This is a genomic window from Bacillus sp. RAR_M1_44 (assembly GCF_020165935.1).
Classification (GTDB): Bacteria; Bacillota; Bacilli; order Bacillales; family Bacillaceae; genus Bacillus; species Bacillus altitudinis.
Genome location: NZ_JAIUKX010000001.1, coordinates 2,244,536 through 2,257,619, shown reverse-complemented (window position 1 = coordinate 2,257,619; position 13,084 = coordinate 2,244,536). Strand labels below are relative to the sequence as shown.

General features: G+C 42.5%; 13 protein-coding genes. 3 read left to right on the top strand and 10 right to left on the bottom strand.

Features of this window, described 5'->3' with window-relative positions:
* Window positions 1-39: 39 nt before the first annotated feature.
* From LCD34_RS12020 to LCD34_RS11985, 8 genes are all read right to left on the bottom strand, one after another.
* A complete protein-coding gene (locus LCD34_RS12020) occupies window positions 40-855 on the bottom strand; it encodes an HAD family hydrolase (RefSeq protein ID WP_224559151.1) in 816 nt (271 codons plus the stop codon).
* Window positions 852-1,961, bottom strand: a complete 1,110-nt coding sequence (locus LCD34_RS12015; RefSeq protein ID WP_224559149.1) for a cysteine protease StiP family protein — start codon at window positions 1,959-1,961, stop codon at window positions 852-854. Before LCD34_RS12015 ends, LCD34_RS12020 begins: the two co-directional genes overlap by 4 nt.
* Window positions 1,954-3,285 (bottom strand): phosphoribosyltransferase family protein, encoded by a 1,332-nt coding sequence (locus LCD34_RS12010; protein ID WP_224559460.1) that lies wholly within the window; start codon window positions 3,283-3,285, stop codon window positions 1,954-1,956. Before LCD34_RS12010 ends, LCD34_RS12015 begins: the two co-directional genes overlap by 8 nt.
* Window positions 3,269-4,462 carry an HpcH/HpaI aldolase/citrate lyase family protein gene (locus LCD34_RS12005; RefSeq protein ID WP_224559147.1) on the bottom strand — a complete coding sequence of 398 codons (1,194 nt, stop codon included), beginning with the start codon at window positions 4,460-4,462 and terminating at the stop codon, window positions 3,269-3,271. The genes LCD34_RS12010 and LCD34_RS12005 overlap by 17 nt, the downstream gene beginning before the upstream one ends.
* Window positions 4,463-4,544: 82 nt before the next feature.
* The gene (locus LCD34_RS12000) at window positions 4,545-5,324 is read right to left on the bottom strand and encodes a TerC family protein (protein WP_007498342.1); all 780 of its coding nucleotides are present in this window, start codon (window positions 5,322-5,324) and stop codon (window positions 4,545-4,547) included.
* A gap of 140 nt (window positions 5,325-5,464) precedes the next feature.
* On the bottom strand, window positions 5,465-6,043 hold the full coding sequence (locus LCD34_RS11995; RefSeq protein WP_007498343.1) for a TerD family protein: 579 nt from the start codon (window positions 6,041-6,043) through the stop codon (window positions 5,465-5,467).
* Window positions 6,044-6,084: 41 nt separating this feature from the next.
* Entirely contained in the window at window positions 6,085-6,666 is a 582-nt protein-coding gene (locus tag LCD34_RS11990) for a TerD family protein (protein ID WP_008342133.1), read from the bottom strand.
* Between the two features lie 20 nt (window positions 6,667-6,686).
* Window positions 6,687-7,289, bottom strand: a complete 603-nt coding sequence (locus LCD34_RS11985) for a TerD family protein (RefSeq protein ID WP_008342134.1) — start codon at window positions 7,287-7,289, stop codon at window positions 6,687-6,689.
* A gap of 417 nt (window positions 7,290-7,706) precedes the next feature.
* Here LCD34_RS11985 and LCD34_RS11980 point away from each other — a divergent pair, with 417 nt between their 5' ends.
* Both LCD34_RS11980 and LCD34_RS11975 read left to right on the top strand, forming a co-directional pair.
* Window positions 7,707-8,699 (top strand): LLM class flavin-dependent oxidoreductase, encoded by a 993-nt coding sequence (locus tag LCD34_RS11980; RefSeq protein ID WP_019743835.1) that lies wholly within the window; start codon window positions 7,707-7,709, stop codon window positions 8,697-8,699.
* 367 nt (window positions 8,700-9,066) lie between these two features.
* Complete coding sequence (locus LCD34_RS11975) at window positions 9,067-10,107, top strand: acyltransferase family protein (protein ID WP_224559145.1); 1,041 nt, start codon at window positions 9,067-9,069, stop codon at window positions 10,105-10,107.
* Between the two features lie 19 nt (window positions 10,108-10,126).
* On the opposite strand, the gene LCD34_RS11970 is transcribed toward LCD34_RS11975, so the two are convergent.
* Together LCD34_RS11970 and LCD34_RS11965 are read right to left on the bottom strand one after the other, a co-directional pair.
* Complete coding sequence (locus LCD34_RS11970; protein ID WP_224559144.1) at window positions 10,127-10,909, bottom strand: glucose 1-dehydrogenase; 783 nt, start codon at window positions 10,907-10,909, stop codon at window positions 10,127-10,129.
* Window positions 10,910-11,021: 112 nt separating this feature from the next.
* Window positions 11,022-11,450, bottom strand: coding sequence for a cell wall hydrolase (locus LCD34_RS11965; RefSeq protein WP_008342138.1), 429 nt, complete (start codon window positions 11,448-11,450; stop codon window positions 11,022-11,024).
* 539 nt (window positions 11,451-11,989) lie between these two features.
* Here LCD34_RS11965 and LCD34_RS11960 point away from each other — a divergent pair.
* A complete protein-coding gene (locus LCD34_RS11960) occupies window positions 11,990-13,051 on the top strand; it encodes a DUF4352 domain-containing protein (RefSeq protein WP_007498351.1) in 1,062 nt (353 codons plus the stop codon).
* The last annotated feature ends 33 nt before the right edge of the window (window positions 13,052-13,084 follow it).

Here is a 13,084-nt window from a genome sequence, read left to right as displayed (position 1 = left end):
AAAGCTACTACTATCATATCATTCAGCCTTCTACTTCTGCTATCGAATCGAAGGCTTTTTTGCTGTGTTCATCTTCTTTGCGACAGAAGCGGCGATTTCGTCTGCCGCCGCCATGCCAGAGGCTGTCGTCGGTTCAAGCGATAGATCAACATCTAAGACTTCCCCATGACTCGGAGCGAAGCCTTTATCTGCTTGACGTATGAGATCAGCATCTAACAAGGAGTCGCCCGCACCATATACATATTCAAGGTGTAGCCTTTCTTTTAGAAAAGCAACAGCAGCCCACTTATTGAGCGGCTTTGGAATAAAATATAGCTTCCGGCCTTGAAGAGAAACCTGCCAGCCTCTCTCCTCACCCCACAGCCTTAATTCAGCAAGCGGAATATGAGAAAGAAACTCGTCTTTCATAATCAAATAAAGAAATCTTCCCTCAGCTGTTCGAGTACGTTTCACCCAAGCGGCAACCGGAAGTTCAGAGATTGCCCGCAGCATATCTCTCACCGGCATACACTCTTGCAGTCTCTCATCTACAATCGCCTGCCACTCCTCAAGCGGCTTACCATGATGAAGGATACAGCCACCGTTTGTCGTGACGGCATACTCTGGTTTGATCTCTTGCTGAAAGAGAGTGATTCGTTCAAATTGTGCTGTCGTTCTTGTCGTCACTGGGATAAACCAGCCTGCTTGATGAATTGCCTGCAAGGAGACTTTCGTTTCAATAGACATATAAGAAAGCGGCCGGTCGTCTAGCACCTCAATTAATTCGTATGCTCCCTTGTATGCATACTGCTCCAGCATTCGATGTGAGTATATCAGTGTCCGGTCTAAGTCACTGGCAAATGCCATGTTCTTCATGACGATTGCTCCAACGGGCGGATGAGCCCACAGCATGTGTAGGACATGTTGGCATATTCAATCACGGGCACGCCTCTGTCCTCTGCGAGTAGTAAAATGTGCTTGAGCTTTTCCCGAGATCCTGGCTGAATGAGTATTTTCCAAGGAACTCTTCTTAGCAGCACACGGGTCGTCTCACCGACGCCCGGCTTAATCAAATGCGTATTGTCAATTTGGAACTCCTGACCAATTGCTTCAATGGAGGTCATCCCCCGCCAGTCAGGAGGCGTTCCTTGTGCGAGCAGGGTCTCTGCTTTCTCTTGTACATTTGCATTAAGTTCAGAAAATGCTTCTTCAATTGTATTAACGTACAGATTAGAGACATCCTCATCAATGAGCTCTTCATAATACTTGGCCCCATGGAAATCATCGGCATGGATCCAGCGGTTGTTTAGCACCGTTCGACTAACTAGGCCAGATACCGTTGAATTCAAGCAGGCACTTGGAATGAGGAAATCCTCTCTCGTTCCGTAAACACTCGTACAATAACCAGGATCAGCAAGCACAGCTAGCTCACTCGAAAGACGAATTCCATATTTCTGTTCAAAATCAAGCACCGCTTGTTGAAGCTCTTTGGAAATAGCACCCTTTCCAGTCCAACCGTCAATAAAGGCAATCTCAAAACCTGGATGTTCTTTGAGGATATAATGCAGCGCATTTTCATCTATTCCACGGTCACGAATAATAGAGATGCTATAATGCGGCAAATCGAGACCATACGTCTTTCTGATATACCGTTTAATGAGCACCCCGATTGGTGTCCCAGCCCGTGCCAAGCTGCACAGAACGGTTTGAAAGCCTCGTTTTTTCACAATTTGTTCTGCGACAATCGCTACGGCTTCCGCTACCTTTTGCTTACTTTCTTCAAGAGATTGATAGAATAAGTCCATATAAGATGCCGTCGGCTTATATTCAATTGGCAGCATTTCTGAGTAATGGGCACCGCTTTGAATAGAGCGCTCCCGCTCTTCTGTACTTTTCTCCATCTCAATCGACGATAAATCCTTGAGTAAGAAGGTTACGTCCTGCTCTGGATAGCTTCCCATCTTTGTATACACGTTAGCCATTCACCTTCACCTCATCTGATAAAGTCACAATATGCACATGCTTCACATGCCGCTCAGCAAATAAGTGGATCAGCGGCATCAAAGCTTCTTGAGACACCTTTTTCTCAAAAAACAAAAAGACATCATCGTACTGATCTTTAGGGATATTGTACACGTAGTGCTGAATGCGGGCATCCTCTGGACTCAAAAATGCGAATCCGTTTTGAACGGCGTACCCTTCCTTTTCAACCGGATGAATCGGACTTCTTGTCGTCGAATGAAAAAGGACACCTTCGCCCATATGAGCTGCAAGTCTCATCGGCACATACATCAATTCTCCTGTTCCTAAGCAGAGTGTCTGTTTTCCTTTTCGTTCTCGCTGAAGCTTCAGCCCAGCCTCAGCAGTTGCTTGATCAATGGCGTCCGTGTCCACTGCGCTTAAACCGAAACGACCTGTTTCATGGATATACGGCGAATGCCCCGCCGGATTGACTGCATGGGAAAGTGAATATGGCACTTGCTTAAAGAAGGATTGAAGAGAATGAAAAGAGAGTTCAGGTCTTTTCTCTTGCGCAGCAATTTCATACGAATAAGCAGGCTCATCCAGCGTTGTCCCCCGAAACATCATCTGCCCTTTTAATAAAGATAATGATGTGATATTTACCCCTAGCTCCTCTTGAAGCTGAAGCATCGCTTCCTCGTGCTCCTCTGTTCTCCAATCTAAAATGGATAGAATCGTATAAGAGGATCTAGGGTGCTTTGCGTGCAGATCCCGAATGATATTCATATTTGTCCGGCCTGTCGTGACCTCATCATCTACTAGCACAATCGGGCGATCCGTCCGAAGTAAGGCGTCGTCTGCGTAGCAAAGCTGATCTGTCGCATGAGAATGTTCCTCTTCAAATACGAGTGAAGGATCAAGATCCAACAGCTGTTCACGTGTCGTATGAATGTAAGATGCTCCTTCTATGACGTCATACACACCATGACCAAGCGCAGTTGCCGTTTCAGCAAAGCCAATCACAATCGGCTCGTTTACCGCCGAAAGCTTCTCTTTTTTGAGCGCAGCATAGGCTTCAGTTAACTTAACATGATCATTCGTTTTTAGTGCTTCTACTACATCGTCTTGATGCGGGGGCGTCTTGCCTGTTTGTTCTTTTGCATAAGCCATTGCCAAAAGACCTGAGACGAGGAGTGGTTTCAACGGGTGAACAGGCATATGTTTCCCGAGCACCTTGCTAACAAATAAAAAGGCTCTCTTTTTGTTCACCCGTGCCGCCATGTCAAAAAGATGTTCTTTTTCAAGCTGAAGCGTACCCTCTTTGAGGTTAAGCTCCACCTCCATATGTTCCAAGATGTTCAGCGTATGTGGCTTCTGCTTCTGTGAGTATGTCGATATAGCTTCTATTTTCATGAAACACCCCGTAAATGTCTGACTTCATTAAAATGTTTTCCGCCCAGCGATAGTGCGGCTTCGTTTCGTTCATTTTATTGGAGAAGGCACTCTTCATCACGCCGACTGTACCATCTGCATGCTCTAAAATACTTAATGCATCCATGTACTCTTCCTTTGTGACAACGTACATGCTTTGAACTGGCTTGAGATGTGTTGGATGGATGACTGTCTTGCCATGAATACCGTTTACCACATCCAGCTTTGTCTCTTTGAGCAGACCTTGCATATGATCGAGTTCAGATGAGGAAGATTCACCGCTCTTAGAAATTGCACGGATGAATGGATTTTGTTCTTTTCGTGCCGGTCCAAAATGCTCCCATACAGCACCTGATATCACAAATGAACGACCAAAATAATTGATGATATCTGTGATTAACTCAGAAATGACTCTGATCTCATAAATGGTGGTCTCGCGATCACGGCGAATGCCGTATAATCCACACAGATCCGTTGCTCCAATGCGAATATTCAAAATATATTCCTCATCATTCAGCATGATCTGCTTTAATTCAGACAACACCTGATATCTCGTTTCTTTTTCTAATAAATCTGGTGTTTCTAAAATGGGCATTCCGTATAGTGTTTTCTGAGTTTGTGCTGAAGCCTGTTTCAAACTGTCCACATATTCCTTTGCATTGTGAACGGAGCACTTTGGAAACACAAAACCAGTCAGTAAATGAAGAGAGGGACCGAGCAAATCTGCCATTTTGAGCAGTTGTTTGGGCGAACGAACTCGAATAAATAAAAGCGGCAAATGCTCAGCTATTTCTGGAGAGTGATGAATTGTCTCAGAAAGGCAGGTCAATTGTGCCACTATATTCTGTTCAGCCATGTCCACTTCCTGATCACCAATGGCATCCTCCAAGCAAAACACAACAGAGCAAAGCGCTTCATATTTCTGCGAAAGCAGCATGTCTGCTACATCCTGTCTAGTCGCAGGCATATACAAAGTAGCACCTAATGCATGCGCAAGTACATGCCTTGGCGTCAATGAATGAACTGCCGCCGGCCGCTTAAAAAAAATATCGTGCTGTCTCGTCTCTGATAAAAAACGAAAATATCGCATGCAGTGCCACCTCCTGTTGTAATGACTTGATGATTCAAAAAAGGATGGAGCCGCTAGTCAACTCCATTCCTTTTTGATCGTCCTATTCTTCTTTTGAAGCCGCAGCTTCGTTTGTTACACCTTGATGCTTCTTCTTATTGATTTTATGAACAATAAACGTTCCGATAAACGCTAGGATAATAATCGCAAAGAATGCGAGATGCGGGATTTCAATATGAGCAGCACTTAAGCCCATTTTGATGGCAATAATTCCAATGAGAATAAATGCCGTATTCTCAAGCTCAGGTATACGGTCGATGAGTACAAGGAATAATTGTGCCACTGTACGCATCATGAGAATTCCAAGCATTCCACCTAAAAGAAGAATCCATACTTCCTCAGATACAGCGAATGCAGCAAGAATACTATCTACTGAGAAGGCAAGGTCCATAATTTCTACAGAAATAACAGTTGCCCAGAAAACGCCAAATACACGAATCATCCAGCCTTCTTTTTTCAATTCCTTCGCTTCGTCATCTCCGTCACCTAACCAGAAGTGCTTAATGACCAGCCAAGCTAAGTATGCAGCGCCTAGAACCTTAATCCACCAAAACTTAATAAGCAACATCCCTACGCCAATGAATAGAAAACGGAAGAAATAAGCGCCAATTAATCCGTAGGTTAATGCCTTTTTACGCTGCTTTTCAGGTAAATGTTTCACCATAACAGCTAATACAAGTGCGTTATCTGCTGACAACAAACCTTCAAGCACGACAAGGGTCCCAATAAGCCCCCAAGAGACAGGGTTTGTTAATACCTCTGCCCACATATGCCAATCAAAAAACGAGGCATACGTGTCCAACATATGTTTCAAAATGTCCAACTGGTTTTCCTCCTATAAGTGTAGAAGCATCAGCAGGCTTTCGCCTGCTGTTATTCTTGATCGCTGTTTCTTTCTCACTTTGGAAAATACCCTCATATGAGTCATTGGCAGCGCCTCTTGAATGAAGTTGTTTCTTCTCTTTACACTTCTAACCCATAATTTTGACAAAGAGCTGCAAGTCCGCCAGAGAATCCGCTTCCGATTGCGTTAAACTTCCAATCGCTGCCGTGTCTGTATAGTTCGCATACGACGACAGCTGTTTCAATTGAGAAGTCCTCCCCTAAATCAAAACGAATCAATTCTTCCCCGCCCTCTTCATTTACAACACGAACAAATGCATTAGAGACTTGTCCAAAATTCTGGCTACGTGCCTCTGCATCATGAATCGTCACTGTAATTCCGATACGATCAATGTTAGCAGGAATTTTCGAGAAATCAACGAGAATTTGCTCGTCATCTCCATCTCCTTCACCCGTACGGTTATCACCGGTATGAGTAACACTACCGCTTGGATGCTGCAGATTATTATAGAACACAAAGTCTGTATCTTGTTGACAACGATTGTTTGCATCTACTAAGAAAGCCGAAGCGTCCAAATCAAATTCGGCTCCGCCTGAATATTTATTCGTATCCCAGCCAAGTCCGATCATCACTTTTGTCAGCCCTGGATTGGTTTTCGTTAAATCGACACGTTGTCCTTTTGAAAGCTGAATCGCCATATTCGTATCTCTCCTATCTTCTGAAAATATGAAAACGGGCGTTACCCGATATCTAAGCCGAAGTCTGTTGCAATGCGGGCAAGTCCGCCTTGATAGCCTGATCCAACAGCTGAGAATTTCCACTCTCCGCCATGACGGTATAATTCACCTACAATAATCGCTGTTTCAATTGAAAAGTCTTCCGCCAAATCATAGCGAATGAGCTCTTCATTTGATGCCGCATTTAAAATACGGACGTAAGCGTTAGACACCTGTCCAAAGTTTTGGCTGCGTGCTTCTGCATCATGGATTGTAATGACGAAGGAGATTTTCTCAATACTTGCTGGTACAGTTGAAAGATCAACATTGACCTGCTCGTCATCTCCGTCTCCTTCACCTGTACGGTTATCGCCTGTATGTACGATACTTCCGCCACCGCCAGTTGTTTGATTGTAGAAGACAAAGTCAGATGGAGAGTTTGCTTTCCCTGCTGCATCTAAAAGGAATACGCTTGCGTCTAGATCAAAGTCATGTCCGCCATCATACTTGTTTACATCCCAGCCAAGACCTACGACTACTTTTGTTAAACCTGGATTCGTTTTTGTTAAATCAATTTTTTGACCTTTCGCTAAAGAAATTCCCACTAGGAACCTCTCCCTTCTAATTAAATGTAGTTTCTCGTAATATCGGCAAGCTTCGCATCGTTTGTACCATTTCCTACAGCTACAAACTTCCACTCATTCTCGTGGCGATAAAGCTCTCCAACGATTAATGATGTTTTACCTGCATATTCATCTTTCAAATTATATTTCACTAATTCTTGATTGTTTGAACGGTCAACAATTCGGATGTAAGCATTTTGAATCATACCAAAGTGTTGGTTTCTTCTAAGTGCATCATAAATGTTCACAACGAACACCAATTTATTCACATTGCCTGGTACCTTGCTTAAGTTGACGAGGACTTGTTCATCATCTCCGTCTCCTTCACCTGTCAGGTTGTCACCTGTATGTTCAACACTGCCGCATTTGCTTTTCAAGTTACCAAAGTAAATCAGATCTTTATTTTCAACAAACTTATCATTTTTCAGCATCAGCACTGAAGCGTCACAATCAATATCAGCGCCTCCGCCGCCGCCAAACAGCTTTCCAAGAAAACCGCCGCCTTGTGACACAGGGTCCCAGCCAAGTCCAACTAGAATATTGGTTAGTCCTGCTTTTCCTTTTGTTAAATCAATACGTTGACCTTTTTCTAATGTAATCGCCAAATCAATCACTCCTCCAGCATAATAAAAATCTATTTATTAAGCGATGGACCCTATTAAAATCATCATACATGAAAATTCGACAAAATTCATGAAATGACATTGGAGCCTCTTACTCTTTTTTCTATTTACTAGTATATACGATCTATGTATAAAAGAGGTTTCAATATGATGATATTTTTTTTAAGAAAGATCCATGACAAAAATGATTCATGTCGTAAAAGAAGTGTTTCATGTGAAACATTGTCGAATGTTCCCGTTACACAGCCTCTCGCTTAAAAACAGAGCGCGCATCCACTTCATATGTTGATATAGAAAATTCATGTACATAGCTGTGATAAACCCTTTCATTTCCTTCCGTTCATGACTTTCTTTATACTTATGAATAGAATTCAACGTATTGATGAAAGGGTGTTGATGATGCCATCACTTCATATATTAGATCAAGTCGCCATCCCTAAAGGCCAGTCCGCACAAGAAACATTGGTTCATACGACAGAGCTGGCCAAGCTTGCGGAAACACTGGGGTATGAGCGATATTGGTTTGCTGAACACCACAGCACGAGAGGACTCGCGAGTACAGCGCCTGAAATATTAATGGCACATATTGCTTCACACACATCGACATTGCGCACAGGCTCTGGAGGGATTTTACTCCCGCAGTACAGCCCTTTTAAAGTAGCAGAAGTCACCCGCCAGCTTGAAGCCCTTTACCCTGGGCGGATTGAGATCGGGGTTGGTAAATCCCCAGGCGGAATTGAACGGACGAGACTCGCTTTGACAGACGGCGTGAAGAAAGAACTGTCTCAATTTGACCGCCAGCTGGAGGACCTTCTTTTTTACTTATCTGACAGCCTGCCTTCTGGTCATCGGCATGCAGGAGTGAAAGCGGCTCCGCTCATTGATTCTTATCCGCCAGTCTGGCTGCTTGGACTCGGGGAAAACAGTGCCATCCAGGCGGCATCACTTGGAATCAACTATATTTTCGGACATTTTATTCATCCTGCACGAGGCCGGCAAGCTTTTGAAGCGTATCGGTCACACTTTTCTCCATCCGTTTTCTCACGTCAGCCTCAGTCTATGTTTGCTGTCTTTGTGATCTGCGCAGACACAGACGAGGAAGCAAGCCGCATTGCCACCAGTACAGACTTATGGCTACTTCGGGTTGAAAAAGGGCTGGACAGTCGCGTTCCTTCTATAGAAGAAGCAGAGAACTATCATTACACTGAGCAAGAAAAGAAAAAAGTGTTACAAAACCGCCAGCGAATGATTGTTGGCTCAAAGCAAACAGTGAAAGAACAGCTGCAAATCTTAATGGACCGCTATCAAACAGGCGAGATCATGATATTAAACAATTCATTTGATCCAATGGAAAAACAGCGTTCCTTTGAACGAATCGCAGAACTATTTTGAAGCCAATCTTTCATTGGCTTCTCAAATTGTTGACAAAGGGCTAAAATGAACTTTATTTTAGCCCTTTGTCTTCTTTTCAGCGTGATAGAAAACCTTTGCAGTCTAGGAAGGACGAGTACTGGAGCGGAGCGAATTTCACATTCGTGAGCACCAGCACGCAGGACTGACAAAGAATGCGAGGGTTTGTCTACACGCTGATGGGAAATGTAACATCGAGATGTCAAAAAGCCTCCTTCTGTCATCTGATCGCAAATGTGTCTTCTAATCGTTAGCGAACTGTAAACGCATTGTAGGTGTACCTTTTATATAGTAGAGGTACATATGAAGTAACGGTTTACAATGCTGAGAAGGAAGGAGATGACTGGCCATGAATAAGCGACTCGACTGGGTGGATGCGGCTAAAGGAATCGGCATTCTGCTCGTCGTTATGGCACATGTACCCATTCCTGATTCATTCAAGCAATTTATATACTCATTTCATATGCCACTCTTCTTTTTACTATCAGGTATGATGTTTCGATCATCCTCACAACCTGCTATATCATCTATACAGAAAAAAGCGAAAAGCTTGCTCTTACCTTATCTCTATTTCTCCATTATTACGTACGTTTTCTGGTTCACGGTGACCCGATTTTTCGCCTTTAAGGGGCAAACAGATATTGATCCCTTCGTTCCATTTACGGGAATTTTCATATCAAATGCCGATGAAGCAAGACTGACGCATAACCCAGCCATCTGGTTTTTAACGACGCTCTTTTTAGTGGAAATGTTGTTTTTCTTGATGCATCGTCTGACAAAAGGAAAACCAGCTGTATTGATGTTACTGACCGTCCTTTGCGGTGGAGCCGGATATGCTTCCACGCTATTGTTAAACCAGAGTCTCCCTTGGAATGCCAACGTTGCGTTAACGGCTGTTGTGTTTTATTCAATCGGATTTTTAGCAAAACAATGGTTTGTGGAATTAAAAACAGATCCTACCCTTCTGTTATGTACAGGTCTGCTTGTACTGACTGCATATATGCAAAGCTTTAATTCACGAATTGATATGCGGGTCAATGACTATGGAGATCTATTCATTTTTTATGCTTGTGCACTGCTCGGTTCAGCTGCTGTCATTTATTTAAGCTTCAAATTGAAAACGTCCACGATATTGACGTATCTCGGACGTCATTCCATTGTGATTCTCGTCCTGCAATTTGCCGGTATCGATATCATGAAGGCATTTGTTTATTACGGACTAGGCATCAATATCTCTGATACAGCGCAGCTTTCTTGGACGCTCTTTTATACGATCGGTACATTGCTGCTCATGGTGCCATGTATCTCTTTCTTGAGCAAGTATCCTATGCTGCTCGGCAAACCAGCAAAGTCAGCACACCGCTACAAAGAAAAAACATCCGCCGGCTAATGGGGCGGATGTTTTGCTATTATTCATCATTTAATTGAGAAGGATAAAGCGTCATTCCTCCATCAACAAATAATGTAGTACCTGTAATATAGGCCGCTTCTTTCGATACGAGAAATGCAGCGGCGGACCCAATCTCTTTCGGATCGCCAAACGTTCTCATTGGAATTTTCTCAAGTTGCTTTTGTTTTTTCTGTTCATATTGAAGGTCGTCATTTGATTCCGTTGCCATTGTACCTGGTGCAATCGCATTGACCCGAATACCCGCTTCGGCATAATCAAGAGCCAGCGTCTTCGTCATCATATTCATTCCTCCTTTAGAAGTAGAGTAATGAACATTGAACGGACGCGGGATCTCTTGATGGACACTGGATATATTCAAGATTGACCCTTTCACATCATGCTCCATCATATACGCAATCGCTGCCTTTGCTCCTAAAAATGAGCCTGTGATATTCACATCAATGACCTTTTGCCATTGTTCCAACGTCATTTCATGCGGCATTGCTTCTTCACCATTAAATCCTGAATTATTGACGAACACATCTAGTGCGTTAAAATTCTCCAGCGCGGCATCCATTAACGCCTGAATTCCTTCCTCTTTGGAGACATCTGCGTGTACTTTCACCGCCCTACCTCCATGCTGCTGGATGGCTTGTACTGTTTCTTCAGCACCCTCTTCATCACCTTTATAATTCACAACCACGTTCATTTGTTCTTGTCCAAACCTCAATGCGATGGCTTGTCCAATCCCTTTAGAAGAACCTGTCACAATGGCTGTTTTCCCTTTTAAGTCTTGATACATTCTCATTTCCTCCAATCACGTGCTTCATCTTGTTGATACACAATGGTTACCCATTTTGAAAAAAAGAAAAACACAATCCTCTTGAATACAAAGGATTGTGCTGTTCATCAAACTAAAAGGTGTTATAAACATTCTCACATGTTTCAGCTGTGGGCTGGTAAAAGCAATGTGACTTATACCTTGCCACAAACGGCTGATTGTACCAAGTGGATGGACAATTTCCAGGCGGTTTGAAATACCAAAGACTGAATTTCGCAGGCCAAAAACGTTCACCATTAATGTTCCTCCGTGCAAGTGTCTTTTCACTTTCTCGTGCTCGCTGATAAAAATAACCATGCGTGACTGCCTCAAACGCATGCTCCTGATAAATCATTTGTGGAATCGTACGCAGCCCTTTAAAGTCAGAACAGTTGGCACGCAAACGATTGATGCCTACATTTCCTACAAGCAGCATCCCTTGTTTCCCTTCACCTTCCGCTTCGGCTCTCAGCAGTCTGGCCATTAAATCAATATCAGAGCTTGTCGCTCTTACCACTGCCATACATCCACCTCCCATTCATTTCTCTTTTATTTTATGTAGGGTTTCTGTGTAGATGACTGCCATTTTGAAGGGAAAAGACACATTCCGTGTCGAGAGCCTGTCTAAATACCTCAACATTTCGCTGGACAAGTGTCTCTATGTCAACAACACACAAACCTAGTGATCATACACATCACAGGAAAAAATATTCATTACTAACGACTCATTTACAAGTCATAAAAATCCTTCTATTTGCTACATCTTCTTCAAAAACAGTCATTTGAACCTATTCAATAATCCGACTCAAAACCTTAAAATATAAAATGTTGAGTTTTTACAGGAGATTTCAAACAATAAAATACACATTTCTCCTCTCAACATAGTGTCATTTTTACTACTTGAAGTGGATGAACCTTTCGAACGCACTGAGGTATTGACAGTACTTTCGCTTCATTCTACAGTAAAAAACATACAGTATTTTTCTTTTTGTGCAAAAAGAACGATATGAACTAAAGCTTTCCAATGAAATTCACCATAAAACCCGAGGAGGAAAACATCTCATGTTTAAAAAGAAATTATCCCTGTTTCTTCTGATTTTGTGTGTAACTGTTGTCGCTGCTGCTTGTAGTGGTGGAAAAGACAAAACTGCTGCGAAAGAAAGCGATACAAAAAAATCCCTTGATGCAGCTGAAGTAAAAGTAGAAAGTGCTGAGTACACTTTACCACCTCAATACGATACATCTGTTCAGGATGATCAATATGTCCTAAAAGTGAATGTATCTGTAAAAAACATCAGCAAAGAACCATTGAATGTGGATAAAAGCAACTTTACGCTTTACCAAGATGACGCTCAGGTGTCTACCATCTCTCCTGATGACTACAACGAAGTATTATCTTCAAGCTCTCTAAACGCAGGTAAAGTATCAAAAGGTGGTCTTTTCTTTGTGGTTGATAAAGAAAAAGACTATCAATTGGTTTACACAGAGCCTGGTTCTGGATCGAAAAAAGATGACAAAACACTAGAATTCGATATTAAAGGAAAAGACTTGATGAAAAAGGCAGATACACTTCAAGCGTCTGCAAAAGCCCTTTCTTCTTATATTGATGTCATGATTTTTGGTAAGAAAAATGACGATTTCGAAAAACTAACAGGTGATAACAAATCAACTGTCGTCAACGAATTTGATAAATCATTCAAACAAGGCTATATTTCTTCTTCTGGTATTTCATCTAGCTCAGCAAAAGACGAAAACCTTGATAAGCTTCTAAAAGCTGTGAAAGAAACATTAGCTGAAAAATCAAAAGTATCAACGAAAACAAAATCAATCAGCGGTGATAAAGCTGTCGTGACTGTGACACTTACACCAATTGATGCAAGCCCGCTTGTCGATCGTTTAAAAGAAAAAGCAACTGAATTCTACAGCAAAAACCGTACAGCATCTTATGATGATGCACAGAAATATCTACTTTCTATCTATCCAGATGAATTTAAAAAATTAGGACCATCATCTTCTGAAGAAACAGTAGAAGTGAACATGAAGAAAAACGATATCGACCAATGGAAACTTGATTTGAACGACTACAAAACAAGCTCATTGGTTGAAAAGTTCATCAAGAACTAAAGAAAACCCCCGGTTCCCGGGGGTTTTTTGTTA

Excerpts from the sequence above, each read along its gene's own strand:
- LCD34_RS11970 (WP_224559144.1), bottom strand. The coding sequence starts at position 10,909 with ATGTATCAAGACTTAAAAGGGAAAACAGCCATTGTGACAGGTTCTTCT.
- LCD34_RS12005 (WP_224559147.1), bottom strand. The coding sequence starts at position 4,462 with ATGCGATATTTTCGTTTTTTATCAGAGACGAGACAGCACGATATTTTT.
- LCD34_RS11975 (WP_224559145.1), top strand. The coding sequence starts at position 9,067 with ATGAATAAGCGACTCGACTGGGTGGATGCGGCTAAAGGAATCGGCATT.
- LCD34_RS11995 (WP_007498343.1), bottom strand. The coding sequence starts at position 6,043 with ATGGCGATTCAGCTTTCAAAAGGACAACGTGTCGATTTAACGAAAACC.
- LCD34_RS12010 (WP_224559460.1), bottom strand. The coding sequence starts at position 3,285 with ATGGAGGTGGAGCTTAACCTCAAAGAGGGTACGCTTCAGCTTGAAAAA.
- LCD34_RS11960 (WP_007498351.1), top strand. The coding sequence starts at position 11,990 with ATGTTTAAAAAGAAATTATCCCTGTTTCTTCTGATTTTGTGTGTAACT.
- LCD34_RS12015 (WP_224559149.1), bottom strand. The coding sequence starts at position 1,961 with ATGGCTAACGTGTATACAAAGATGGGAAGCTATCCAGAGCAGGACGTA.
- LCD34_RS11980 (WP_019743835.1), top strand. The coding sequence starts at position 7,707 with ATGCCATCACTTCATATATTAGATCAAGTCGCCATCCCTAAAGGCCAG.
- LCD34_RS12020 (WP_224559151.1), bottom strand. The coding sequence starts at position 855 with ATGAAGAACATGGCATTTGCCAGTGACTTAGACCGGACACTGATATAC.
- LCD34_RS11965 (WP_008342138.1), bottom strand. The coding sequence starts at position 11,450 with ATGGCAGTGGTAAGAGCGACAAGCTCTGATATTGATTTAATGGCCAGA.